Below are 26,620 nucleotides of genomic sequence, written 5' to 3'. Positions count from 1 at the left end.
GACGTGAAACCGTAAAGCGTTTTGCACCAAAGTTGGCTACAGGCTCACGTTTCACCTTTGACGTCTCACGTGTTTCATTGTGCAGTCTTTCAACGCCCCGCCTATTTTGGCGGGGCTTTATCTTTGGACAAATTTTTTTATGAAGGTTGATGACGGATATGAAGTGGTGATAGGCTTGGAGGTTCATGCACAACTGCTGACGAAAACAAAACTGTTTTGCGGCGATACAACACTGTTTGGGCAAGAGCCGAACACGCAGGTCAGTATCGTGTCGCTGGCGCATCCGGGCACACTGCCCAAGATGAACAAGGAAGTCATCCGGCTGGCAGTGACGCTGGGTTTGGCCACACATTCTGAAATTGTGCAGCGAAATTATTTTGCCCGTAAAAATTATTTCTATCCCGATCTGCCGAAAGGCTATCAAATCTCGCAACACACCACGCCCATTTGCAAAGGCGGTTTTTTGGAGATAACCGTTGGCACTGAAAAAAAATCAATAAAGCTTAACCGCATTCACATGGAAGAAGATGCGGGCAAAAGCATTCACGACGACAACACTCCGTACACGCAACTTGATTTTAACCGCGCCGGTACGCCGCTGCTTGAAATCGTTACCGAGCCTGATTTGCGCAGCGCCGAAGAAGCCGCGGCTTACGTAACCACATTACGCAAGTTGGTTCGTCATTTACAGGTTTGCGACGGCAACATGGAAGAAGGCAGCCTTCGGTGCGACGTGAACATTTCGGTGCGCAAGAAAGGCGACGAAAAATTGGGAACAAAGGTTGAAATCAAAAACCTCAACTCCATTCGCTTTATTAAAAAAGCGGTTGAATACGAAAAGGAACAACTGATTCAAAAACTTAAAAACGGCGAAACAATCTTGCAACAAACAAAGGGCTGGGACGAGACGACTTCCACCACGTATATTATTCGCACCAAAGAAGACGAAGATGATTACCGCTATTTTCCCGAACCGGACCTACCTCCTTTCAACATCACCGCCGAGGAAATTGAAACCGTACGCAACGCCATGCCGCCTTTGCAAAGCGAGATAAAAGAGAAGTTGCAAACAACGTACGGCTTGTCAACTTATGATGCCTCGCTTTTGGCCGAAGACACGGAACTTGCCGGTTTGTTTTTCGGCATTGCGAAAGAAACGACAAACTATAAAGCAGCGGCCAACTGGGTCATCGGGCCGGTTAAAAATCATTTAACCGCGCAGGACGAATCAACGGATGCGAGAACGCTCAATCCTTCTTCCATCGCGCAGCTTATTTCGCTAACCGACGAAGGTCTGATCAGCTATGGCATCGCTTCGCAAAAAATATTTCCGCACCTGCTAAGCCATCCGCAAACGGATATTGAAGAGTACATAAAAAGTGAAAGCCTGGGCCTGCAATCATCTGATGAAACCGATGCGCACATTGACGCCGCCTTAACAAAGCATGCCCAAAAAATAACAGAATATAGGAAGGGCAAGAAAGGTTTGTTGAGTTTATTTGTGGGCGAAGTAATGAAGCTTTCGAAAGGCAAGGCCAACGCGGAAGAAGTCACAAAAAAAATAAGCGAGAAATTAAACGGATGAAAAAATACAGTTGGATAACGGTGCTGGCAGGCTTGTTTGCCTGCACGGCCAAAAGCGATAACGGCCGCACGTTCGATGTGGAAGGCACGGTAAAAAATGCCTCCGCAAAAATGATTTATTTGGAAGAAGACGTGCCCGCCGGACAACCCACCATTATGGATTCGGCAACAATAAAAAACGACGGCAGCTTTCGGTTGCAGGCGCCGGTAAAAGAAGAATCGTTGTACCAATTGCGCCTGAAAGACAGGCCCACGCCGCTGGCATTTGTTGTGAGCGATGCCCCCAAAGTGAGTGTGCAAGCCGATGCCGGTTCACCACAAGCTTACACGGTGAAGGGTTCGCCCGCCACCGAAGCACTCGTTGCTTTCGACAAAAACACAATTGAACAAGTCAATAATTTATTGACGCAGGAAAGAACGGTTGACAGCCTTCGCCAAAACAAAGCACCGGACAGTTTGGTAAACGCAGCCTACGCTAAACTTGAAACGGCGGCGAACGACGCCAACAACAATGCGCTGCAATTTTTTAAGGAAAGCAAGAGCCCCGTGCTCACGGTTTATGCCATCAGTTCTTACCTGAACAGCATGAACAACATTGGCGTCAAAGGTCTGTCGCGGGCCGAGATTGTGGATGTGGTAAATGCCACGGCGGCAAGGTTCCCGAACCACGCCGGCGTACAGGCCGTCAAGAAAAGCCTGGCGCCTTCAAAGGCTCCCGACTTTACACAACCCGATGCGAGCGGCAAGCCTGTTGCGCTTTCCTCGTTCAAAGGCAAATATGTATTGCTTGATTTTTGGGCCAGTTGGTGCGGGCCTTGCCGAAAAGACAATCCGAACGTAGTAAAGGCTTACAACGAATTCAAGGATAAAAATTTCACGGTTTTTGGCGTTTCACTTGATCAAAACAAAGACGCTTGGTTAAAGGCAATTCAGCAAGACGGTTTAACATGGACACACGTAAGCGATTTAAAATTCTGGAACAACGACGCCGCCGTTTTATATGGCGTGCAGGCCATTCCCGCTAACTTTTTAATTGACCCGGATGGCAATATCATTGCGCAGGATTTGCACGGTGAAGAAATTGCGGAAACACTGCGGAGGATCATCAAATAAGATAGTGTTCAAAAAGAAAAGGCTGCCTTTGAAAGGCAGCCTTTTTCTAAAAGGGCAAAGTTTTATCGCGCCATCGTTGTTGTAGTTGCAGTAAAATTACCAGCAGATACATACACCTGATATTTTAGCGTAAACGTGTTGTTACATGAGGAGAAAGTACCGCTGCCAACTGGTCTTACAAAAGCCTGTCCATACCTTGCATCAACATACAGAGGTTGACCCGTTGGAATATCGGTTTTAAAGTTACCCGGATCAGTCCAATCTAAATTGACACGGATAGGACCGCTTCCAGGCACACCCCAAAGACCTGAGACCATAATGTATCCTGTAGTGGCACTCGTTTGGTTAGCTGCGCTAATGGCCGCCACCGTGGCCTTATAAACCGGTGAACCATCGTTATCATTCATATTGTTGTAAGCACCCGCAAAACTGGTAATATCAACCGGGCAGTATTTCTGAAGCACCAGTTTATACACGTTATTAAATGCGGCTGTAGTTACATCACTGCTGGTGATTGTAAATACCAGCGTATCTCGCCTTGTGCCTGCATAGCCAGCAAATAAACCATTCACCGTTAATGAATCAACCGTTTTACCTGCAGGGATTGTGATGGTAGTTGAAGGCAAATTGTATTGCGTACCCGCAACGGCACCTGTAGGCGATGTAACGCTAACTGTGACCTTACGATCAACGTTATTTACCGCAGTTAAACCGATGGGTATCTTGAAAGATGAAGTACTACTGTTCGTAATGTAATAATTACCCGAACTATTTACAAAGTGAGCCTGTTCGGGAGGGACAACAAAGTAATCTTCCGTTCTTTTTTTACAGCTTGCCAACAAAAGAAACGTTGACACGCAAATGGATAATGTTATCTTAATCGCTTTCATGCTGTTTTTTTGAGAAATTGATGGAGTTTGGCGATGACCAAACTCCGTTAAAGTTTATTAATAACCAGGGTTCTGAACCGTATTTGGATTTGCAAGAATTTCCTGACCCGGTATAGGCATAATAAAACGATAGTCTCCAGGGGTCAAGGTTTGCCAAGCTGCATTTGCATCGGAGGCCAGACGTTGCACGGGCAATCCGTTGCGCTTCAAATCAAAGAAGCGGAACCCTTCGAAGCAAAGTTCTTTGAAGCGTTCATCCATTACGGCGCTTACCAACGCATCGGCTGTTCCAAATGTTTGGTTAACATAGCCTGTAATACGGGCCGTACGAAGTGCATTTAAGTCAGCAGCGCCGGCTACCAAATCAGGTGTTGTATTCCGGGCATATGCTTCTGCTCTGATCAGGTACATTTCCGCTATACGCATCGCTTTAATATCCACGGCGCGTCCACCTCTCGACGAAGTAAAGAACTTGTTTACGTAATAATTTCCACTTGAACCGCCAATGTAAGTTGCTTTGCGAATGTCTGTGCTCGCATAACTTGCAACCAATTTATCGGAAGGGGCAATATAAATTAAACCGCCCGTTGTTGTCCACAAACTGCCTATCGACGCAGACGAAGCGTATCTCCTTCTAAACAACGTTTCGGCATTGTTTGCATCTGTCCAGATATCTTGGAAGGTAGCGCCACTTGAAAGTGGCTTAACGGCAGAGTTAATAACGGTCGTAGCATAATTAATAGCAGACTGGTAGTCGCGTTTGTACAGTGCAATCCGCGCCTGATATCCTGTCACATTAATTTGGTTCATCACCGTATCAGAAAAAGTTGAGGCATTAACCGAGGGCAATAAATCCTTGGCCGCACTCAGGTCTTTTTCAATCTGCGCCATTACTTCTCCCATTGTACTTCTCTTAGGCTTCGCAAACACGTCGGATTGCAGCATGATGGGAACGCCCAATTTATTCGCATCATAACGATCGGAATAAAATTCCAGCAGGCTGAAATGCGCAATTCCGCGAAGTGCCAGCAACTGTCCTTTTAAGGCGTTTCTTCTTGGCTCATCGGATGGCGCCGCAGCTACGGTAGGCAGATAGGAAAGAACGGTGTTGATCTGATCAATCATTGCATAATAACTAAAATAGGCGGAGGTCACATCCCCCCCGGCAGTTGCATCGGAGGTATACTGAAACCGATATGTCAGGGCGCCTTGACCCGCGTTACCGGAACCCAATTTGGATTCGTCAGAAACCAATGCATTTACATACATATCATTTGCATACGCACTGTAACGTCCATAAGCTTCATTTACACCCAACTGAATTTGAGCGATGGTTTGATAGGCATTCGTATTACTGAAGCTATCGGTTGGCTGTTTATCAAGCTCTTTTTTGCAACTCGCCAACGCAAGCGAACCGCCGCATATAAGCAAAAGAAATTTATTGTTCAATTTCATACTTGTAGTGTTATAGTTTGTTAGAAGGTAATGTCCAGGCCAGCAGTAAGTGCACGTGGGTTCGGGTACTCACTTAGGTTGATGTTGGTAGGTCCGGCCTCAGGGTCCATACCTTTCCAATTGGTCCAGATCAAAAGATTTGTTCCCTGCAAGTAAACACGTGCGTTGGAAATGAATTTTATTTTATCTGTGATTGTCCGCGGTAAAGAATAAGAGAAGGTCAAATCCCTCCAGCGTACGAAATCAGCATCGTGAATGATTTTAGACGAAAAGGCTACGTTGTACAACGGGCTGGGGGTTGTTGCAATATCGCCGGGTTTTGTCCAGAAGTTCAGCGTGTTCGCCTGGTTAAATCCAACTGCTAAGAAACCGTTTGGATTTTCCATAAAGTATTCCAGGTTGTTTGATTTTCTTGCCCCTTTTTGAAAGCTGAACGTCGTTGATAATTGAAAACCTTTGAATCGCACATTCGCTCCAAAGCCGCCTTTCCAAGGCGCTTCCCATGTTCCAAATTTTTGAACCTTAACTGCTTGGTTTACATCATTGGTTAAGTTATGATTGGCATCATAGTACAACGGTGCACCTGTAGCAGCATCTACACCACCCCATTCAATTTCGTAGTGCGCTCCCAAGGGCTTTCCCTTCGAAATCAGGCCTGTTCCCACTGGGTAATCCGACTCGCCACCCAAATCCAAAATTTCATTGTGGTTATAACCAAAATTTCCGTTGAAACCGACCGTAATATCCTTGTTCCTGATGGCATCAACATTCAGGCTCACTTCAACACCCTTGTTTTGAAGCTGGCCGGCGTTTACATTGATCGAACCAAATCCGCTGGTTGCAGAAAGTGTTCTGCGAACAAACAAATCTTTTGTGCGTTTGTCGTAAACGTTTACATCACCCCAGATCCGGTTGTTGAGGAAACCAAAGTCAAGACCCAAGTTGGCAATCCATGTCGTTTCCCATTTCAATTCCGGATTTCCAGGATAGGAAGAGTATTCAGTAGAAATGCCAGCATATGTACCGGAGGCAACATATTGAGGTTGGTAAGGATAATCACCACCGGGGAAATTATCAGCATTACCCGAACCACCGTAACTGAATTTAAGCCGTAAGGTGTTTAATACGTTGTTTGGCTTTAAGAAATCTTCTTTTGTGGCCTCCCAAACGGCGCCAACAGAATAGAAACTTTGCCATCTTGTATCCACCGGCAGTTTAGATGATCCGTCACGACGGAAAGAACCGTTCAGGGTATATTTTCCTGCATAGGTGTAACGGCCAATGATCAAACCGGAGAACAAAGCGTTTTCGCTTTTACTTCCGCCAACGGTTGCGTACAATTGGTTAGTCGCATCACCTTGTGTAATGGCGGCTGGTGTGTTGGGAGTTCTGGGATCAATGCCGTATCCGGTGGCATTGATAGCCTTGCTGGCCTGCTTGATGTATTCACCGTAAACACTCACGTCCACATCATGCTTGTCATTGATTAATTTATGATAACCAAGAGAAGGACGGATGTCTGCCTGGAAAAAACGCGTCAAACTTTCGCTTTGAAAACCGGCTTGTCCCGTAGGAGTGGTGCTTGTTCTTCTTGTATATGCTGTTTTGTTACCGTAGTTGGATGACTGCGTTTCACGGAAGTCAATACCACTGGTGATTCCAGCCGTAATGTCGTTTGTAATCTTGTAAGCGGCAGTGGAACTCAACGTAACTTTTGCCTGATCGCTGTAGTTTTTATCCAGCAAGGTTAATTCGTAAGCGTTCGCACCGGCAAACTTGTTTCCCGTACCCGTTGCCAACGTGCCATCAGAATTGTACAAAGAAGCAAAGGGGGCACTGATGTTCGCAACGAGAAATGGGTTGCCCGTACTGTTTGTCGTTGTGCTTTGCTGAAAATTTCTTTTTGTATAACCAAGCTGCGAAGAAACAGATAAACTCAACTTATCGTCGGCATAGTCAATGTTGTTTCGCAACGTTCCTCTTTTCATGTCTGTACGATAAGTAATGCCTTCTTCACTGTAAAGTCCAAAACTGGTGTAGATTGTTGTTTTTCCGGTCCCGCCAGAGAGGGCTATCTCGTGATTGCTAAAGTTGCCATCCCGGAAGAAAACGTCGCGCCAATTGGTGTTGATTTTTGAAAGTGAATCATACGTGGCATCGTTTAAGGCCTTGTCAGATGCAGAAAGTGTTGCATAACGCGGGTTATTCTTGGAATAATACCACCCCGGCAAACTATTGGCCGAACCAGTAATGCCCAAGTACTTGCCATACTTTTCCTGAGCTGCAAAAAGTTCGGGAGTTGTGTACATATCCCAATCAAATTGAGGACGTTGTTTTACACCGACCTGGCCGCTATAGGAAAGCCTGACTTTACCACTGCGGCCTCTTTTGGTGGTTATTACGATTACACCAGCGGAGCCGCGGGAGCCATAAAGGGCTGATGCGGAAGCATCTCTCAATACATCCATTGACTCAAAGTCATTTGGATTTAAAGACTGGAAAACACCAGCCTCTACAGGAATTCCATCAACAACATAGAGAGGGGAACTGCCACCTACGATAGAGCCTTGTCCTCTGATGATTACTGTAGAGGAACTTCCAGGTTGTCCGCTGCCGGTTAAGGCCAACAAGCCTGGTACACGGCCTTGGAATAATTGATCCAAAGAACCTACTGGCTTGTCATTAATGGCATCTGCACTGATTTTGCTAGCAGCTCCTGAGTATTGCGAACGCTTGGTACGAGTGATACCCGTTACCACAACTTCGTTAAGAGCACCAGCAGCTTGACTAAGAGTGACAGTTAATGAACCACTCGCAGGAATGGGTAAAGTAATGGTTGAGTAACCGATGCTTGAAAACTCAAGCGTTCTTGCTGAAGTTGGAACTGAGAGCCTGAATTTTCCTGATTGATCTGATGTCGTTCCGTTTCTTGTTCCTGGAATCTTTACCGTTACATTAGGCAAAGGCTGACTTGTACTGTCGGTTACGGTACCGCTAACCGTTCGATTTTGCGCCAGAAGTTGCATACTAAGCAGCAACGCTCCGAGCAGTAGCATTAGAAATTTTCTCATGTGCTGTGTGTTAATTTTAAAAAGTGAGCGAATTTAGGGGACAGAAGAATTACTTAGTCACATTTTTTTAACAAAAAGCTGCGTGGCTTTTTTTTCTCGTTGAAATAATTGTGACTACCTATCATACGGTGTCCTTTGTTTAAGAAAACGTCCAAAGGGACTGAATGTTTAGCTGTTCTGATAGAGCGCTAGCGTCAATTGAATTAAGCATTCCTTGAAATTATCAAGGCTGTAAATAAAAAACCTCCCTTATGGGGAGGTTTTTAAGTGCTGAACGTTTTATTCGTTACAAAGAATGCCCGGAATTTTAGTAGCCGGGATTCTGAACAATAATGGGGTTTTGCGTGATTTCATCTGCCGGAATGGGCCAAATGAAACGGTAGTCGCTGTACGGAATCGCAGCCTGTGTTGGCGTGAAAGTTCCGCCACAATTATAGATTGAGGCACCTTGCGTACCATTGGATGCTTTTGCAGGAACACCGCCCGGCGAATAGTTTGGATTGTTTTCACCTGACAGTCGGGAAATATCACCCCAACGTTTTCCTTCCGCTAAAAATTCAATTCTTCTTTCCAACAAAATGGCTTTTACCAAAGCTACTTTATCTGTGAAGCTTGCCGTTGTGTAAGCATCCGTGGCAGGATTAGCCAATGCCCTGTTGCGTACGGCATTTACCAAGTCAACAGCTCTTTGTGAAACGCCTGCTGCCTGCCGGGCTTCTGCTTCGGCTAATGTCAGCAACACCTCGGCATATCGAATCTGAGGAGCCCAGTCGCCTTTGGTTGTAAAGTCTTTGTACTTGATCGTCATGATGCTGGTTCCGTTGATGTTGTTCGTTCCGGATGTGTATAAAAGCGTCCGCCTTTTGTCATCGCATTTCCAGCCACTGTTGTTCCAGATAATGGGTGAAATGGCTACCAATCCGCGACCGCCCAGATTAGCCGGGCCAAACTGGCCGGCCAACGAACCGTTCACACTGATGGCGTCGTTTGCATCATTTTTAATGGAAAAAATATTCTCTTTGGAATTGTTGGAGCCGCCCGTTGCATTGAAAGGTCCGTCGGGGGTAGCGGTCAACGTCCATCCACCGATGGGACTAATGTAAGGAGCAGTAGCAGGCACCAATTTGTTGCCTTCTAAAATTACACCTGCGTAATCGCCCATATGCAACTTTACACGCATTTTTAGCGCAATAGCAGCCGCCTTTGTAGCCCGGTAAGTATTGACAGCCGTACCAGCAGTTCCCGTAGGCAAATTGGCTTCGGCAAAATCCAGGTCAGTCAAAATTTTCTGGTAATCTTCTGAAACTTTTGGACGCGGAATGGTCCTCAACTGTTCTACTGCGCTGCCGCTTGTATTCGCTACGTCTCTGTATGGAACACCCAACTGGCTGCCGTTACCGTCCAGGTAAGGACGAGCGTACATAACCACCAACTCATGATGCCCCATTGCTCTTAAAAAGCGACATTCGGCTTCGTATTGCGTGGCAACGGCCGACGTTAAAACACCACTTGTGGCGGCATTTCTAAACCCTTCAATCGCAACGTTTGCCTTGTTGATCATGCCATAGGTATTATCCCATAGCGCTACCGCATTGGCCGAGGAAGGATTGTGCGTAACCTGGTAGGTGGCTTGATAGAAAGCTGCAACGTTGATCACGTCTTCGCCTCTTACATCTTCCTGTTCAATGTTGGCCGAACCAAAGGGATAACCTCTTTTTTCCGTACCGCCGTTATAGCCTCCGCTTTGTGCAGCATCGTACACACCGTTAAGTGCCAATAAGGCTCTGTCTGCCGTTGCAAACGCCGTTGCATCAGTAATGGATGAATAAGACTGTACATCCAAAACTTTTTTGCAACTCAAACCCCCCACAGAAGCCATTAAAAATATCAGGCTTATTTTTTTCATCGTGTTATAGTTAATAGTAAAATAAATTGTTTAGAAGCCTACGTTCAAACCAAAAGAAATGGTTCTGATTTGTGGTGGCAAGCCCGGGTTTTCCAAACCAAGCGTTGTGTGGTTATCAGGATCGGCACCGGTATATTTCGTCCACACGTGCAGGTTTTGTCCTTGTACGTAAATACGGACCGAGCGAATCGTTCCACCGGCAATTCTCTGCAACACCGCAGGGCTGAGTGCATATGTCAGGATAACGTTTTGCAGTCTCAGGTAATTTCCCGACTCGACAAACCGCGAAGTGGCAAGACCAACCTGGTTAATGTTATTGCCTTGACCATAGATTAACTTGGGTACGTTGGTAACCTGGCCAGGCTTTTGCCAGCGTTGCAAAATTTCCGTGCTGTTATTGACAAATGCCTGATCCAACAGCGCTTCCTGTCTTGTAATGTTCATGATTTTGTTACCACCCGAATAACGCAACAGGAACTCCAACCCAAATTGCTTGTAGGTAAGACTGTTGGTAAGTCCGCCGTACCAGGTAGGGATAGCTTGGCCCAAATCTGTTCTGTCGTTAAACGTCAACGAAGTTTGGTTGGCCGTTGTGATGGTACCCGGATCATTGGCGTCTTTAATGAAATAGTAACCGCCATTTGGAATGTTGTGTAACACTAAACTTCCATCAGCTTTATAATACATGGGGTAACCGTTGGCAGTGTTCACACCGGCATAGCGATACCCGTAAATGATATTCACAGGATCGTTCACACGAATGATATTGTAAGAGCCGTTGTTGATGAATTTCGTGGGCGTTCCGGCAATTGAATAAAGACTCTTCATTTTATTGTGTACGCTGGAATAGTTCACGTTCACATTCCAACTGAAGTCCTTTTTGCGAATGACGGAAGCATCCACGCCAAATTCGATTCCCCTGTTTTCCATTGTACCAACGTTTTGCGGAATGGAATTGCCCGGGATACCGGCACTCAGCGGCGACGGCACGTTCAACACGAGATTATTGATATCGTTCAGGAACCAATCGGTGGTAAGATTTATTCTTCCTTTCAACAATCCCACTTCAAGGCCTGCATCGTATTTTTTACTGGTTTCCCATTGCAGGTCTGTGTTACCAATGGCATTTACGGCTATTCCATTAAGATTGCCATAAGGCGCTGTGCCGAAGGTGCTCAAATACGGCAAACCACCCAACGGATTTCCAACCGTTGCATAAGAAGCCTTCACTTTTACATCACCAATTGTATTGGAAAGAAAGCCGTTATTTTTCCAGAAGCTTTCCTCCGATGGTCTCCAGCCTACAGAGAAGCCAGGGAAATTACCGTATTGCTTGCCGGGAGCCAGGGAGCTTTGGCCGTCGCGGCGAAAACTTGCCTGTGCAAAATAACGGTTGCGGTAATCGTAGTTCAGGCGTCCGAAGAAAGACTCAATTCCCGATTCGCTAAAATTACCTCCTACACCAGGAGTGGCTGCCGATCCGGAAATAAGATTCTTTTGCAGGTAGAATAAATCGGCAACGTTTTGTCCGGAAGCACTCAACCATTTTGTCCTGGCCTTGGTCACTTCATAACCACCGGTGAGATAAAAATTATGTGAGTTGACGCTAAAGTTGTAGTTAAAATAGTTTTGCCAAACCATGTTGGTAAAATTCTGATCGGCGTTGTAAACATAACCGATTGCACTAAAACCATCCCCGTGCCTTGGGTCCCATGACTGGAAAGCGTAATCGTTCAGCATGTCGTACTGGAACTGAGAACGAAGTTTCAAACCTTTTACCGGCGATATCTCGATAAAAGCGTTGTCAATAATGCGGTATTGTTCGGAATAGTATTGATTGTTCTTCAGCAGAAACGCCACGTTAAACCAGTTGGCATCCACGCCTTGCGAGTTCGGGCCGTTTGGAATGTTGTTGGCCGCAAGATTCACGTTAAATCCGGTTGGATTGTTTGCATCATACGGTGAAACGTTTGGCAACAAACGCAAGGTAGATGCAATGGCACCACCCAGCGAGTTTGTTCCGGTGTTTTGGTCCGTATTCTCCTGGCGGGAAAGGGTAATGTTGTTGCCGATACGGATAAAATTATTGATCTCGTTATCTATGTTAGCCCTGATGCGGTACGTTTTATTCCAGTTGCTTTTTACAACACCCTGTTGACTGCCATAATTTAAAGACAAATAATAGGTCGTGCGGTTAGAACCTCCGGCAATGCTCAAATTATGGTTCGTTACAGGAGCGTTCTTAACCAACACTTCATCCTGCCAATCGGTATTTACGCCACCAGGGTTGATACCCGCCTTTGGCGCCGTAGCCGGGTTAGCAGCGTTAGCCGATTTCTCGTTGGCAATTGTTACAAATTGGTCCGCGTTCAGCAAGTCGTATTTTTTCGCAACGTTGCTAAAACCCACAAAGCCGTCATAGTTCAGGCGCAGTTGTCCTTTTTGGCCTTTCTTGGTTGTAATTTGAATAACACCGGCAGCACCTCTTGAGCCGTAAATGTTGAGCGCCGCACCGTCTTTTAACACCTCGATGCTTTCAATGTCGGCAGGATTGATATCAGCCAACGCGTTGGAATTGGTTGTAGCGGAAAGATTGCCTTGAATAATGGGAACACCGTCTACAATAATCAAGGGTTGGTTTGACTGGTTAATTGATTGAATTCCTCTGATGCGGATCGTTGCAGGCGCATTGACGGTACCACTGGAGTTCGTAACCTGAACACCTGCAGCCCGCCCTGCCAACTCCTTGTCAACAGAAGGTGTCATCAGTGTTGATATCTGCTGTGCATTGACTTTTGAAGAAGAACCCGTGAAAGCCTTCTTTTGTTGCGTGCCATAACCTACCACAACGACTTCCTGAAGGTTGGATCCGCCGTTCGATTGAAGCGAGACGGACAGGCTTGTCCTTGTTCCAATCTGTACGTCTTGCGGCGTCATCCCAACTGCGGAAATGGTTAACGTTCTGCCGTTCGCTGGAACGTTAAGCGAAAATGTGCCGTCGTCTTTGGTAACGGTGCCAATACGTGTGTTCTGGACTTGAATTGAAGCCCCGGAAACGGGGTTGCCCGACGCATCGGTGACCCGCCCGGTAACTGTTCGCTGAGCCCAGGAAGTCAGCGCGGCCAGCATAAGCACAAGGCTTAAGAGGAGAAGTTTTCTCATGTGCATGTTGTTTGAATTAATAAATAAAAGCATTCACAGTCTTCAGAGGAATGATACAGTTGGTGTTCGTTCTAAATTAGAAAGCTGCTAATATATGGGAGCAAAGGAGAAAAGACAAGGAATTGTTAAGGAAAGCTGCACAAACTGAGGCAAATCATCATTGTCCCTTTTTCCGAAAGACCGTTAACAACAGTGCCGGCAAAAAAACAAGATTTGCAACCGTAGCCGTTACCAGCGTTAACGATGTAAGCCAGCCCAATGCTTCCGTGCCGCCAAATGCGCTGAAACAAAAAATAACAAAGCCGGCAGTGAGAACTATGGAAGTGTATAAAATGCTTAGGCCCGTGGAATGAATGGTTTCGATCACGGTCTTTTTCACGTCGCCGTTGTTGCCCTTTAGTTGCTGTTTGTAGTTCACCAAAAAACGAATGGTGATGTCAATGGCAATGCCCAGCGCCACGCTAAAAACCAATACTGTGGAAGGCTTTAGCGGCACGCCGGTCCAGCCCATAACACCCGCAGTAATCACTAATGGAATTAAATTCGGTATCAATGAACAAAGCAAAATGCGAAACGAACGAAACAAATAAATCATGCAGGCGGTGATGAGAAGGAAAGCCCACAGAATACTTTCCTTTAAACCGCTGATGATGAAACGCGAACCTTCCAAAGCCGTTACCGAGCCGCCCGTTAGCTCAATATTGTACTTGCGTTTACCCCAAAGCGTGTCGTTTTTGTGTTCGGCTTTTGTATCAGCATTCGCCGAAAGTGCTTCGACGCTGTCGCGGTTAAAAATTTCTTCAGCCCTGGTCTGAACGCTGTCTAAAATAGCGGGCAATTGCTCCGAACCTACATCTTTCATCGTTACCGAAATGCGGGCCCGCTGGCGGTCTTTGTCCATGAACGATGACACGAGTTTGGCGAAGCCTTTTCCCTGCACATTCTCCGTTGATGCGGTGCTATCGTCCTTTTGCGAGAGGTAAGATTTCAGCGCCAGCAAATCGTTTTCGCCGGGCAAGGCATAAAACGTGCTGTCGCCTTCAAAAAAAGCCTGCTTCGCAAACTTGAGCCCTTCTGTTAGCGTCAACGCTTTGCCCATGTAGCTCCGCGACGAAAGGTATTGCACCAGCGAATCCATTTTTACAAACGTGGGCAAACTCACAATGCGCCTTTGCTTCTTTGCGTCAATCACAATCTCAAGCGGCAACACGCCGCCAAAATTGTCTTCAAAGAATTTCAGGTCGCGATAAACTTTGTCTTGCTTTGGCACATCATCCACCACATAGGCCAAACTTTTCAACCGCAACATGCCCGCCACGGAAACCGCAAGCACAACTGCCGTTGCTATAAATATGGTGCGCCGGTGATTGAGTGCCCAATACTCCAACCGGTCGAGCCAGCGTTGCAGACGAGGATTGTTTAGGTACTTCATGTGCACCGCTTTCGGCGCAGGTAACAAGCTTAAAACCGCGGGAATAAAGAAGAGCGAAATAAAAAACAACGCAAACACATTAACGCCGGCCACGACGCCGAATTCTTTCAGAATGGCGCTTTTGGTTAAACCAAACACCGCAAAGCCGATGGCCGCCGTGATGTTGCAAAAGAGAGTTACAACGCCCATCTTGCTGATCATCTCAATCAAGGCCGTTTGCTTGTCGCCGGTTTCGCGAAAGCTTGTGTGAAATTTGTTCAAAAAGTAAATGCAATTGGGAATGCCGATGACAACAATCAGCGGTGGAATGAGTGCCGTGAGAATGGAAAGTTTGTAGCCCATTAACTGCAAAAAACCCACGCTCCAGATCACGCCGATTCCAACAACGGCTAAGGATAAAAGCATGGCGCTGAACGACCGGAAAAAAGCCAGTAAAATCAGCGCCGATAAAAGGATGGAACCGACAAGAAAGTAGCGCATTTCGTTCTTGATCTTGTCGGTCATGATGGTGCGAATAAGCGGCAGGCCGCTCATGCGCAAGTCCACTTTTTGTTTTGCTTCAAAAGCATTCGTCAGGCCAAGTACGCTGTCAATAACCGCTTTGCGGGCCGGCGTGTTAAACAAAGCATTATTGGTGGTCACAGCCATGAGCCAGGTTTTGGCCGCTTTATCGTAAAGCAATCCACGGTAAAAAGGAAGATTCAGAAAAATGGTTTTGCCGCTATCAAGTTGCGCTTGCGTAAGCACCGTGTCTTTAAAAACAGGAAGCGCCTGCAATTTCTCGGCACTATCGGCCCGCACCAGGTTCACCGCTGCAGGAACGGAAAGAATGCCCTCAATGCCGTGAATTTTCTTCAGGCTTTTTTGCAGCCGCACGTAATCATTAAAAAAAGCCGAATCAAAAAAGCGGGGCGTTTGCACGCCAATCACCATCAGGCCACCGTTCTCGCCAAACACTTTTTTAAAGCGTTCGTAAGCCAGGTATTTTGGGTTGTCAACGGGAACGGCTTTGGCAAATTCGTAGCCCAGTTTTACGTCTTTTGCCTGCCAGCCAAAAAAGGCTGTTAATGCCAACAGCAGCAGGAACAAAAGGTATTTGAACCGGAGAATAAGCAGGGCTATCGACTTCCACATGGGCGCAAAGAAAAGCAAAGAGGATGAGAATCAAATAAGGGTGCAGAGCCCGGCAAAAGAGATGCATTTTATAAACCAGAAGTCCGTCTGTCTATTCAGCATTTGTTGCGTCGCACTCTTGTGCGTTCTTATCATTATTGAGCAAGACAGCAACCACCCTCCTGCAATCATCTTACCGTTCTGCGCTTCTCCTTAGTTTTGAACGGTGAGATTCCTGTTGCTTCTTTTGTTGTTTCCCGTTTTTGTTTTTTCGCAAAACACCTTTCCCGCCATCGGCCTCTGGCGGGAGCATCTTCCCTATCAAGGCACCATTGATATAACGGCATCAGACAAAAAAATTTACGCGGCTACGCCTTTTAGTTTTTTCAGCGTTGACCTCGCAACAAAAGAAATCGAACGTTTTAGCAAGGTATCAGGCCTGAGTGAAACCGGCGTAAGCGCAATGAATTATGATGCGGCTTCAAAAAAATTGTTTGTGGCTTACAACAACAGCAACGTTGACGTATTGGATGAAAGCGGCATTCACAACGTTCCCGACATCAAACGCTCTGTTATTAGCGGCGATAAAAACATCTATTCAATTTATCCCGACAACACCCGTTGTTATTTAAGCACGGGCATTGGTGTGATTGTACTTGATGCCGAAAAATACGAAGTGAAAGATTCCTGGTTTATTGGTGATTCAGGTGGTTATGTAAAAGTGAATGGCTTTGCAAAAACGGCAGGTTTTTTCTACGCGGCTACCGAAGAAGGTCTGAAACGAACAGCAATCTCTACGCAGAACCCCGCCGACTTTCGTGCCTGGCAAAATCTATCTGGCGTCAACGGCTTATCGGCTTCATCCGCGAAAGCGGTTGCGTTGTTTCAGAACAAAATTATCGTGCTGCAAAACGACTCCTTGTTTGTTGAGAACAATGGAAACTGGAAGCCGTTTTTTGCAAATGGCTGGCACGTTACTTCTATCAATTCTTCGCAAAACAGTTTGCTGCTCACGCAACGCAAACCGACCGGCGAAGCGCAGGTTGTTGCATTGAACGAAAGCGGCGTGGTTCAAAAAATTCTTCAACAACCCGGCATGATTTCATCGCCCAAAAAAGCAGTTGCAATAGGCAACGATTATTGGATTGCCGACTTGGACGGTGGTCTTTTGCAGGCCAGCGGCAGCAGTTTTGAAAACTATAAATTGAACTCGCCGCAAAACATCGTGCAGGGCGAAATGGCGGTGCGCAACGGCGTGCTTTGGGCCACTGCCGGCGCGGTAAACAGCAGTTGGAATTACCAATACAATCCAAGCGGTGTTTTTAAACTCGAAGGCGGCTATTGGTCTGCTTTTAATCTTTACAATTATCGTCAATTAGACACGCTTCTCGATTTCATTACCGTTGCTGTTGATCCTCGTGACAACACCGCGTGGGCCGGCTCTTTCGGCGGTGGTATAGTTCACATTGACAATTCAACGCAGCCAAAAATTTTTAAACAGAATTCTTCCCTCGGACCGGCCATCGGCGACCCAAATAGTTATCGCGTTTCGGGCCTTGCCTTTGACAAGGACAATAATTTATGGGTGTCGAATTTCAGCGCAGCCAAACAATTGCACGTGTTAAAAAATGACGGTTCGTGGCAGTCGTTCAGTGTTCCGTTTACCTTGTTTGAAAACGCCGTTGCGCAAATTTTGATTGACGATGCCGGACAAAAATGGATACAGTCGCCGAAAGGAAACGGCTTGCTCGTTTTTAACGAAGGAACACTTGCAAATGCGGCTGACGACAAGTGGAAATTGTTCAGGGCCGGCGCGGGTTTAGGCAATCTTCCGTCAAACGAAGTGCTTTGCCTTGCTAAAGATAAAAGCGGTTTCATTTGGGTAGGAACCGACAACGGAATTGGCGTGTTTCAATGCCCGCAGGATGTGTTTGCAGGCGGTTGCGAAGCGGTGTTGCCCGTGATACAAGAAGGAGGTTTTGCGAACTATTTATTCAAGGGACAGGAAGTGCGCAGCATCGCCGTGGACGGCGCCGATAGAAAATGGGTGGCAACGGCAAGCGGCGTCTGGCTTGTTGCAAAAGACGGCGATAAAGTGCTCCGAAATTTCACCGAACAAAACAGTCCGCTGTTGAGCAACGACGTGAAAAAAATTGCAATTGACGGCAGCACCGGCGAAGTATTTATCGCGACTTCAAAAGGATTGATTTCGTATCGCGGCAGCGCAACGGAATACGAAGAAACGAAGGACAATGTGCTTGTATTTCCAAACCCCGTTCCACCCAATTTTAACGGCCTGATTGGCATTAAAGGATTGCCTGAAAACGCGGTGGTAAAAATCACGGAAACAAATGGAAGGCTGGTCTATCAAACACGGTCGCTGGGCGGGCAGGCCGTATGGGACGGCAAGGACTACAAAGGCCGCAAAGCCGCATCCGGCGTGTATCTGGTGATTGCCGTAGATGCCGCGAACAACGAAAAAGTTGTGGCAAAAATCGTCGTGGCAAGATGATCGTTCACTTGTTTACGTGTTTACCTGTTCACGTGTTTCTTCCCGGTTTAGCAGTTCTCTTTCGCGTAAAAAGTTTAGCGAAACACTTGCTTTTGTCGGAACGTTTTCGCCCCGTTTACGCCTAACTTGTGAACCCTTGAACAAGTGAACACGTAAACAATTTTTGATGATTGCAAAAACAAAAGGCATTGTGCTTCGTTCGGTAAAATACGGCGAAACCTCGTTGGTGGTGACGATGTTTACCGAACTATTCGGCTTACAATCTTACCTGGTGAACGGCGTGCGAACGGCCACCAAAAAAGGCACGCCAAAAGCCTCGCTTTTTCAGCCTGCGGCCATTTTGGAACTGGTGGCTTATCACAGCGATTTCAACAACCTGCAGCGCCTTCGCGAATACAAATGGGATTTTCTTTATCAGCATATTTTGTCCGATGTGCACAAAAACGCCGTGGCACTTTTTATGATGGAGCTTTTGGGCAAATGCCTCAAACAACCCGAGCCCAATCCTGACCTTTTTTATTTTGTAGAAGACGCGTTAAAGCATTTAGACGAAGCCAATGCGGCCGTTACCGGTAATTTTCCGTTGTTCTTTGCGCTGCACCTTGCGGTATTTTTTGGCTTCCGCATCAACGATGAATTTTCCGAAGAAAAACATTACCTCGATTTGCAGGAAGGCCGTTTTGCAGAAGACCAGCCTTTGCATCAATACTACTTAATTGACCGCGAAGCCGCCGCCGTTTCGGACATCTTGAAAATTTTACAGCCGCACGAATTGGAGCAAGTGTATTTAAACCAGGATACGCGCCGGCGAATTGTGCACGGCCTGGAGCAATACTATGCTTTTAACGTACCGGAGTTTGGGACCTTGCGCACGTTGCCCGTGCTGCGGGAGATTATGAATTAAAATGAAGACCGTTTAAACTCAGAATAAAATTTCCTGAACGTTTAGAGTTTCTTCCTCAATCAACACAACACCCGGCTTCTTGCCTTTTTCGAAAGAGCCCAGATCATCTTCCATATTCAAAGCCATTGCGCCGTTGACGGTTGCCCAACGAAGCATTTCTTCCAGCGAAACCTGCGGAAAATATTTGCGGATGGTTTTGATTTCATTAAGAATACTTAAGCTCCAATTGCTTGCTAAACTATCAGTGCCCAAAACAAGATTGCACTTGTTTTTTCTGAACAAGTCAACCGGCGGCATTGCGCCTTCAATATATTGATTGGCGTTGGCGCAAAGACAGAAAAAAGTTTGTGGCTTACTGCCGACTGCCGACTGCCGGCTGCCGATTACATAATCAATGTCTTCTTGAGTGGTAAACGTATTGTGCACAAGAATGATTTTATCCGCATCACTTAGCTTGTCAAAATACGATTGAAGGCTGCTCTTTTTCGTTGGAATATGATGCGAGTTGTCAATCTTCATCAGTTCGTACATGCGTTTAAAATCACCGGTGCCGTGCAGAAAAAATTCGTCTTCAAAAGCGGTTTCCTGGTTGTGAATGGAAACAACTTTGTTTTGAAAATAGGGTTGAATTGCCTTCCACAAATTTTCCGAAACGGAATACGGCGCATGGGGCACGATGGAGGAATTTTGGATTCTCTCGAACACATCATAAATCCACTTCGCCCGTTCGAACTTCGCTTCCGAAACAGCGGGCAGCCAGCCACTGGCTTCAACAAAATTGTAATAATGAAGATTGCCCTTTTCTTTTTGCGGCAAGGTGAGTGTGTTGTTGCAAATGTCTCCGACGGCGGCAATACCGGCCGCTTTCATGGCAGCTTCTGCTTGCGCAACGGCATCTAAAACTGCTTCCTCCGGCGCATTACGTTGCGTCACCACCTTAAAAACAAAATCTACCAGCCCCGTGCCTTCCGGTATCAACCCTTTCATGTGGCTTAATTCGAGGTGGCAGTGGCAATTGATGAATCCGGGAGTAAGCAAACCTTTTATACATTCAACGCCTTCGCCGGCTTCGGCGGCTGGCACCACTGCTTCTATTACTCCATCATCTCTTATAATTAATACCTGCTCTGTTAAAAGCTGATGGCCATCAAAAACTTTGTCGGGATGGATTTTCCGGTAATGCATAAGGCGTCTAAAATACGGCCTTCCGCAGTGCGGATACATTCCTAAATTTGCTCCCTTAATTTTCTTCATGCTGGATAAACTGGAAGCCATAAAAGCACGCTTCGATGATTTGGGTGTAGCCCTCACCAATCCCGAAATTATTGCCGATAACAAAAAATTCGGACAACTTTCAAAAGAATACCGGAGCCTTGAAAAATTTGTGCAGGCCCGCAATGACTATAAAAAGCTTTTGGAAGACGTTGACTTTTACAAAGAAGCTTTGAGCGGAGCGGATGAAGAAATGCGTGAATTGGCCAAAGAAGAATTACCCGGCACGGAAGAAAAATTAGCGGCGCTCGAAAGCAACGTCCGGCAAATGCTGATCCCCAAAGACCCACAGGATGACAAGAACGCCATTCTTGAAATAAGGGCCGGCACCGGTGGTGACGAAGCAAGTCTTTTTGCTGGTAATCTTGCCCGCATGTACACCCGTTATTGCGAACGCAAAGGATGGAAGACCGCCATTCTTTCCGAAACCGAAGGCACGGTAGGCGGCTACAAAGAAATTCAAATTGAAGTGGTGGGCGATGACGTGTACGGCACACTCAAATTTGAAAGCGGTGTGCACCGTGTACAACGCGTACCCGATACGGAAGCAAGCGGACGTGTGCACACCAGCGCGGCTACCGTTGCAGTAATGCCCGAAGCCGAAGAAGTAGATTTTGAGTTAAAGGAAAGCGACGTAAAAATGGAAACGGCACGAAGCGGCGGCGCCGGCGGACAGAACGTGAACAAAGTGGAAACGAAGGTCATGCTGACACACATTCCAACCGGCACGGTGGTCATTTGCCAAACAGAACGCAGCCAATTAGGCAACCGCGAAAAGGCCATGCAGATGTTGCGCACACGATTGTATGAAGAGCAGGTGCGAAAACAGGAAGAAGAAATATCCCGCCACCGCAAAAGCCTTGTAAGCACCGGCGACCGCAGTGCCAAAATCAGAACGTACAACTATCCGCAAGGCCGCGTAACCGATCACCGCATTGGGCTTACACTTTATAATTTACAGGAGGTAATGGATGGACACATTGACGAATTAATTGAGGCCTTGCAATTTGCTGAGAACGCTGAAAAGATGGCAAAACAGAATTAATCTGGAGCTTGTTTGATACATTATTGATTTGAGGCAAACAATGCTGTCAATGCTTTGTCATTTTAAAAGAAAACCCTTAATGCCGTAATTTTTTTTGATTGCATATGCGCTAAAGCTGTATATCTTTGGCATAGTCTTTTCTACCTTATCGAAACAACAGAAGATCTTTTACAGTCGTTTTTAAAGAATTGCGGATTTTTAAATTCAGTTAACAATTCGGCAAAAACAATTGGCAACATATTTGCGTTAATAAAGTCAGTTCTTCTCACATAAAGCAGTCAATTTTCTCATAAGCAGTTAGTTTTGGTTGCGACCCCTGTTTCTACAGGGGTCTATTTTTTTATATACCTTCTGGTCCAAAACCAAATGCCTGCAAATGCGCCGGTCATATCGGCCATCACATCAAACAAATCAAACGAGCGGTTCGGAATGAAATAGTATTGAATGACTTCTACACCAAAGGCATAACAAAGTGCAAGAAGCAGAAGCCACCAGTTGTAGCGCAACTCCCTGGGGAAATAAAAACGCCACAAAAAAACCAGCAGTGCGAAAAAGCCACAGTGTACCCATTTGTCAAAATAGATGGCATCAAGCCAACCCGCTTTGGGAAGAGCCGATCCTGGAAGAAAAAACAAAACAGAAATAAATAAAAGCCAAAGAATGGCTAAAAACTTTGCGTGCTTTTCAAGAATGTTCAGCATGGCGCAAAGAACGTATTTGAAAAGGGAGATGCAAAGCCGCACAGATTTTTATGTGTTGAGATTTGTATTCCTGTTTGCCTTTTGGTGCGCTTGTACAGCGAAAGTTCAATAGCTATAATGTTGTTAGGGTTCCTAAAAGAAAAACTCAACCCGAAAATGGATTGAGTGTAAGAAGATAACCGTTTGATTTCGTTATCAATTGTATTTGAACGGTGTAATCATTTCAAAAGCCGGTATGTTCACTTCAAAACGTTCTTTGGTGTGAAGATTTTCCATCAGGTATGCGCCCTGCATGCGCCCCATTTCGGTGTGCAGATTACAGCCGCTTACGTATTGATACTCTTCGCCAGCACTGATAACGGGTTGCATTCCTACTACGCCTTCGCCTTCTACTTCGCGGTAGCTTCCGTCTGAATCAAATATATGCCAGTGACGGCTTTGCAATTTTACTGGAAACGAATTATGATTTTCAATGGTTATACGGTAAGCAAACATAAACTCCGATTGTAACGGGTTGCTGTAGTCCTGCTGATAGAATGTTTCCACGCTTACTTTCACTCCTTCCGAAATCATGCTGACCATACAAATCAATTTTGATGACAACAATACTAAAACAAGTTTGTTGCCACAAATTGAGGAACGGTTTTTTGTGGAAATCCCTCTGCTCCGCGGTGTATTTTTGCCCCTCTTTAACCACAATCGAATAACATGAAGATAGCAGTAGCCAAAGGCGATGGAATCGGACCGGAAATTATGCAGGCTGTACTGGCCATTTTTGATGCCAGCAAAGCCGGGCTTCAATACGAATTTGTAGAAATGGGGAAATGGGTTTTCGACAAAGGCTTCAGTAACGGCATGACGCCGCAAGCACAGCAAACGATTGAAGAACTGGGCATCTTGTTTAAAGGCCCGATGGAAACGCCCAAAGGCAAAGGCGTAAAAAGTGTGAATGTAACGGCCCGCAAAACCTGGAACACCTACGCCAACAAACGAGTATTTCAGTCGCTTCACGGCGTGGATACGGTTTTTAGTAAAGCCGGCATCCCCATTGATCTCACCATCGTTCGAGAAAATATTGAAGACACTTACGGCGGCATCGAGCACATGCTCACACACGATGTGGCATTGAGCCGTCGTTTCATCACGAGGCCGGGCAGCATGCAAGTTATTCGCTATGCTTTTGAAATGGCAAAGAAGCAAAATGCCAGACGCATTACCTGTGGCCACAAGGCCAACATCATGAAGCTGACCGACGGCTTGTTCCTTGAAGTGTTTTACGAAGTAGCGAAAGAATATCCTGAACTGGCTGCAGACGACAAAATTGTGGATGACCTGGCCATGCAACTGGTGGTCAAGCCCAATCAATATGACGTGATTGTTTTAACCAATTTGCAAGGCGACATCATCTCCGATTTATGTGCCGGTCTTGTTGGCGGGTTGGGCTTCGCGCCATCAGCCAACATCGGCGATTATATTTCGATTTTTGAAGCCGTGCACGGCACCGCACCCGATATTGCGGGCAAAGGCATCGCTAACCCAACGGCACTTTTGCTGAGCGGATTGGCGCTTCTTCGTCACGTGGGTTTAACCGAAAATGCAGCGGTGATTGAAAACGCTTTGCTTTATACGCTGGAGCAAGGCATTCGTACCGGCGACTTTGGCGACCGCAGCAAACCGGCGTTAAATACAATGCAGTTTGCTGAAGCCATCATCGGCAATTTTGGAAAGACGCCAACTGTTGGTGCAAAGCCCATCATTCCCAACCAAATTGAGACGGCGGCCGTTTGCCACCTTGACAGAAATGCCATGATGGTTTCGGCCGAAAACGAACCGGAGAAAATTGTAGGCGTTGATTTCTTTATTGAAAGCGTTGAACAACCGGAAAACATTGCGCAGAAATGTTTGCATCACGGCGGCACCAAATTCAAGCTAATCAACATCAGCAACCGCGGTACGCAAGTGTGGCCTACGGGTTCAAAATATACAAACCTCGTAAACCAATACAACCTACGCTTTGAATCCATCAACGACAGTGCGCTTACACAACAAGATATTATTGGACTCTATGTAAGCCTTAGCGCCGATTACAAAGTTTGCTCTCTGGAGTTGCTGAACATGTGGGGCAACAAGAAAGCGTACAGCCTGGCGCAAGGACAATAGTTCGTTGATTCGTTGATGGGTTGATAAGTAAATCACCAACCGATCAACGAATCAACCAATCAACCTATCAACTTTCCTCATGCCAAAAGAAACACTCAAATACACGAACGAAAAGGTAACCGTTGTTTGGAAGCCGAAGCTTTGCGTTCACTCAACCAATTGCTTTAAAGGATTGCCACAAGTATTTGATCCAAAATCGAGGCCGTGGGTAAACATCAATGGCGCCGATGCGGAAAGGATTATTGAGCAGGTCCACAAATGCCCAAGCGGTGCGTTGAGCATTGACAAAGGCGAAGAACCCACGCCGCTCGACACCAATACTGAAGAAACGGATTTGCAAATTCAGGTTCAACCCAATGGCCCGTTGTTGGTGAAAGGAACTTGTGTCATTAAACTATCCGATGGGCGTGAAGAGAAAAGAGAAGGAAACATCGCCTTGTGCCGCTGCGGTGCTTCGGGTAACAAACCGTATTGCGACGGCACGCACCGCAAGATTAATTTCCGCGACAGCGAATAAACCTTTGTGTTTAAATTAGGGCAAAACTTAACTGTATGAGGAAGTTGTTCGTCTTCATTTTTTCTGTCCTTGTTTTTTCTTCTTCCGCACAGTCGCCGTTTCAAAATCTTTCATTGAACGATGCGCTCACAAAAGCCAAAACGGAAAGCAAATTCATTCTTCTTCAATTTGAAGCAGCGGATTGTGTTCAGTGCAATGACGTTGCCAATAAGGGATTTGACAACAAAGAGCTTTCGGCCAGGATGGAGCAAAGCTTTGTTTGTTTTAAGGTTGACGCAAACAATTCCGAGCGAAGCAGGATTGGGGCAAGTTATAATTTGTCCGCGCAAAAAAGTTTCGGCACGCTGTTTCTCGATGCCAACGGCACGCTGCTTCATTCTTTCATGCGAACAACAACACGTTCACAAGAATACCTTGCGCAAATTGAAACGGCGCTGACAAAAGCCGGAGAAGTTTTGAACATTGCCGAACTGGAAAGAGAACACAAGAACGGAAACAGGGGTTTTGGTTTTTTGGAAATTCTGCTGCAAAAAAGAAAAGCTGTGCACATGCCCACCGATGCGCTGCTGGATGAATACATTGATGTGCTGCCTGCCGATTCTCTTGTTTCCGTCCGTACTGTTGCGTTCATCATGCAAATGGCGCCTCTGCTGAACACAAAAGCAGATAAAGTGGTACGTTCAAATGCTTCCGTCATGAACAAAGCCTGGTATAGCCTAAGCCTTCCGCTGCGTGCAGGCATCAACAACAGTATTGTTTACAAAAGCATGGAAAAAGCCATTCGCGAAAAGGATGAGAGATACGCTACGGAAACAAGCCGGTTTGCCCAAAGAGTAAACGAACCCAATCACGATGCGGCCACAAAAGCCTTCGACATGAACATGCTTCGTTACTACGACGGTGTGAAAGACACAACAAATTATTTCCGTAAATCCATTGCTTATTACGAACGCTATTTTCTTTCGGTTAGTCCCGACTCCATCAAACGAACCGACTCGATGAACATGCGGCGAATGCTGCAAACAGCAAAAAAAGATACCGTGAGAGACGGTAACCGGATGCGAATAGCGGCGCAAGTAACGTACGCACCCATCGTGCAGCGATTTAGCAGCGAATTAAACAACGGTGCTTACAATTTTTATTTGCGGACGGACAATCCTTACCTGCTTTCCATTGCCACCGAATGGTCGAAGCGTGCAGCGGAGTTTTACGAATCGCCGGAAGTTTTGGATACGTATGCGAAATTGTTGTACAAACAAAACCGCAAAAGCGAAGCGATAGAAGAAATAACAAAAGCCATTGCACTGCAAAAGAAGCGTGGCTTCCCAACAAAACTTTATGAAGCCGCGTTAGAAAAGATGACTAGAAACGAAAAGTTTGGCGATTAAATCTTCTTTGCGTTTTTATAGCCATTCTTGAGCAGCCATTGCAAAACTTTTTCGCGTTGGTCACCCTGAATAATGATTTCGTTGTCCTTTGCCGAGCCGCCGGTGCCGCAAAAGCTTTTGAGCACTTTACCCAGCGTTTGTAAGTCTTCGTCGGTACCGGCAAAGCCTTCCACCAGCGTTACGGCTTTGCCGCCGCGTTGTTTTGTATCGAGGCGCACTTTTAATTCCTGTTGCTGAGGAGGCAGGGTTTCAGCGGTGCGTTCTTCTTCGTGCTGAAAAGAAAAATTCGGATCGGTGCTGTACACAAATCCGTGTTTGTCGCTTTTGTTTTTCTTGCTCATAGAATAAGTAAAAAGTTTGCTCAAGTGAAGCGTTTCTTCGTTGCAGGAAATTTC

At 46.2% G+C, this 26,620-nt stretch carries 18 protein-coding genes; 8 read left to right on the top strand and 10 right to left on the bottom strand.

Annotated features, from left to right (window positions below; genetic code table 11):
• Positions 1-139: 139 nt before the first annotated feature.
• Entirely contained in the window at positions 140-1,585 is a 1,446-nt protein-coding gene (gene gatB / locus FSB75_RS18360) for an Asp-tRNA(Asn)/Glu-tRNA(Gln) amidotransferase subunit GatB (RefSeq protein WP_146790464.1), read from the top strand.
• On the top strand, positions 1,582-2,697 hold the full coding sequence (locus FSB75_RS18355) for a TlpA disulfide reductase family protein (protein ID WP_146790462.1): 1,116 nt from the start codon (positions 1,582-1,584) through the stop codon (positions 2,695-2,697). The genes gatB and FSB75_RS18355 overlap by 4 nt, the downstream gene beginning before the upstream one ends.
• A gap of 62 nt (positions 2,698-2,759) precedes the next feature.
• Here the strand turns inward: FSB75_RS18355 and FSB75_RS18350 are convergent, their stop codons facing one another.
• The 6 genes from FSB75_RS18350 to FSB75_RS18325 form a co-directional block, all read right to left on the bottom strand.
• Positions 2,760-3,587 carry a hypothetical protein gene (locus tag FSB75_RS18350; protein WP_146790460.1) on the bottom strand — a complete coding sequence of 276 codons (828 nt, stop codon included), beginning with the start codon at positions 3,585-3,587 and terminating at the stop codon, positions 2,760-2,762.
• A gap of 57 nt (positions 3,588-3,644) precedes the next feature.
• Entirely contained in the window at positions 3,645-5,042 is a 1,398-nt protein-coding gene (locus FSB75_RS18345; protein WP_146790458.1) for a RagB/SusD family nutrient uptake outer membrane protein, read from the bottom strand.
• Positions 5,043-5,062: 20 nt separating this feature from the next.
• On the bottom strand, positions 5,063-8,113 hold the full coding sequence (locus tag FSB75_RS18340; RefSeq protein WP_146790456.1) for a SusC/RagA family TonB-linked outer membrane protein: 3,051 nt from the start codon (positions 8,111-8,113) through the stop codon (positions 5,063-5,065).
• A 307-nt stretch (positions 8,114-8,420) separates the two neighbouring features.
• Positions 8,421-10,019 carry a RagB/SusD family nutrient uptake outer membrane protein gene (locus FSB75_RS18335; protein ID WP_227990641.1) on the bottom strand — a complete coding sequence of 533 codons (1,599 nt, stop codon included), beginning with the start codon at positions 10,017-10,019 and terminating at the stop codon, positions 8,421-8,423.
• Positions 10,020-10,049: 30 nt separating this feature from the next.
• Positions 10,050-13,181 carry a SusC/RagA family TonB-linked outer membrane protein gene (locus tag FSB75_RS18330; RefSeq protein ID WP_172623213.1) on the bottom strand — a complete coding sequence of 1,044 codons (3,132 nt, stop codon included), beginning with the start codon at positions 13,179-13,181 and terminating at the stop codon, positions 10,050-10,052.
• A gap of 157 nt (positions 13,182-13,338) precedes the next feature.
• On the bottom strand, positions 13,339-15,747 hold the full coding sequence (locus FSB75_RS18325) for an efflux RND transporter permease subunit (protein WP_146790452.1): 2,409 nt from the start codon (positions 15,745-15,747) through the stop codon (positions 13,339-13,341).
• Positions 15,748-15,952: 205 nt separating this feature from the next.
• On the opposite strand from FSB75_RS18325, the gene porZ reads away from it, so the two are divergent.
• Positions 15,953-18,238, top strand: coding sequence for a type IX secretion system anionic LPS delivery protein PorZ (porZ, locus tag FSB75_RS18320; RefSeq protein WP_146790450.1), 2,286 nt, complete (start codon positions 15,953-15,955; stop codon positions 18,236-18,238).
• 166 nt (positions 18,239-18,404) lie between these two features.
• The gene (gene recO / locus FSB75_RS18315) at positions 18,405-19,142 is read left to right on the top strand and encodes a DNA repair protein RecO (protein WP_227990640.1); all 738 of its coding nucleotides are present in this window, start codon (positions 18,405-18,407) and stop codon (positions 19,140-19,142) included.
• A gap of 18 nt (positions 19,143-19,160) precedes the next feature.
• Here the strand turns inward: recO and FSB75_RS18310 are convergent, their stop codons facing one another.
• Positions 19,161-20,327: an amidohydrolase family protein gene (locus FSB75_RS18310; protein WP_146790446.1), complete on the bottom strand. Its 1,167-nt coding sequence runs from the start codon at positions 20,325-20,327 to the stop codon at positions 19,161-19,163.
• A 67-nt stretch (positions 20,328-20,394) separates the two neighbouring features.
• Between FSB75_RS18310 and prfA the strand changes: the two genes are divergently transcribed.
• A complete protein-coding gene (prfA, locus tag FSB75_RS18305) occupies positions 20,395-21,459 on the top strand; it encodes a peptide chain release factor 1 (RefSeq protein ID WP_146790444.1) in 1,065 nt (354 codons plus the stop codon).
• A gap of 332 nt (positions 21,460-21,791) precedes the next feature.
• Here the strand turns inward: prfA and FSB75_RS18300 are convergent, their stop codons facing one another.
• Both FSB75_RS18300 and apaG read right to left on the bottom strand, forming a co-directional pair.
• Positions 21,792-22,160 (bottom strand): VanZ family protein, encoded by a 369-nt coding sequence (locus tag FSB75_RS18300; protein ID WP_146790442.1) that lies wholly within the window; start codon positions 22,158-22,160, stop codon positions 21,792-21,794.
• A gap of 195 nt (positions 22,161-22,355) precedes the next feature.
• Positions 22,356-22,742, bottom strand: a complete 387-nt coding sequence (gene apaG / locus FSB75_RS18295; RefSeq protein WP_146790440.1) for a Co2+/Mg2+ efflux protein ApaG — start codon at positions 22,740-22,742, stop codon at positions 22,356-22,358.
• A 126-nt stretch (positions 22,743-22,868) separates the two neighbouring features.
• On the opposite strand from apaG, the gene FSB75_RS18290 reads away from it, so the two are divergent.
• The 3 genes from FSB75_RS18290 to FSB75_RS18280 all read left to right on the top strand — a co-directional run bounded on the left by FSB75_RS18290 (position 22,869) and on the right by FSB75_RS18280 (position 26,225).
• The gene (locus FSB75_RS18290) at positions 22,869-24,320 is read left to right on the top strand and encodes an isocitrate/isopropylmalate family dehydrogenase (protein WP_146790438.1); all 1,452 of its coding nucleotides are present in this window, start codon (positions 22,869-22,871) and stop codon (positions 24,318-24,320) included.
• Positions 24,321-24,399: 79 nt separating this feature from the next.
• Positions 24,400-24,837 (top strand): (4Fe-4S)-binding protein, encoded by a 438-nt coding sequence (locus FSB75_RS18285; RefSeq protein ID WP_146790436.1) that lies wholly within the window; start codon positions 24,400-24,402, stop codon positions 24,835-24,837.
• Positions 24,838-24,872: 35 nt separating this feature from the next.
• On the top strand, positions 24,873-26,225 hold the full coding sequence (locus tag FSB75_RS18280) for a DUF255 domain-containing protein (RefSeq protein WP_146790434.1): 1,353 nt from the start codon (positions 24,873-24,875) through the stop codon (positions 26,223-26,225).
• Here the strand turns inward: FSB75_RS18280 and FSB75_RS18275 are convergent.
• Positions 26,222-26,566, bottom strand: coding sequence for a translation initiation factor (locus FSB75_RS18275; protein WP_146790433.1), 345 nt, complete (start codon positions 26,564-26,566; stop codon positions 26,222-26,224). The two genes, FSB75_RS18280 and FSB75_RS18275, sit on opposite strands and share 4 nt — an antisense overlap.
• Between the last annotated feature and the right edge of the window lie 54 nt (positions 26,567-26,620).

Source organism: Flavisolibacter ginsenosidimutans (assembly GCF_007970805.1).
GTDB lineage: Bacteria > Bacteroidota > Bacteroidia > Chitinophagales > Chitinophagaceae > Flavisolibacter > Flavisolibacter ginsenosidimutans.
The sequence above is the reverse complement of the archived record's forward strand: the minus strand, read 5'-3'. Positions and strand labels throughout refer to the sequence as shown.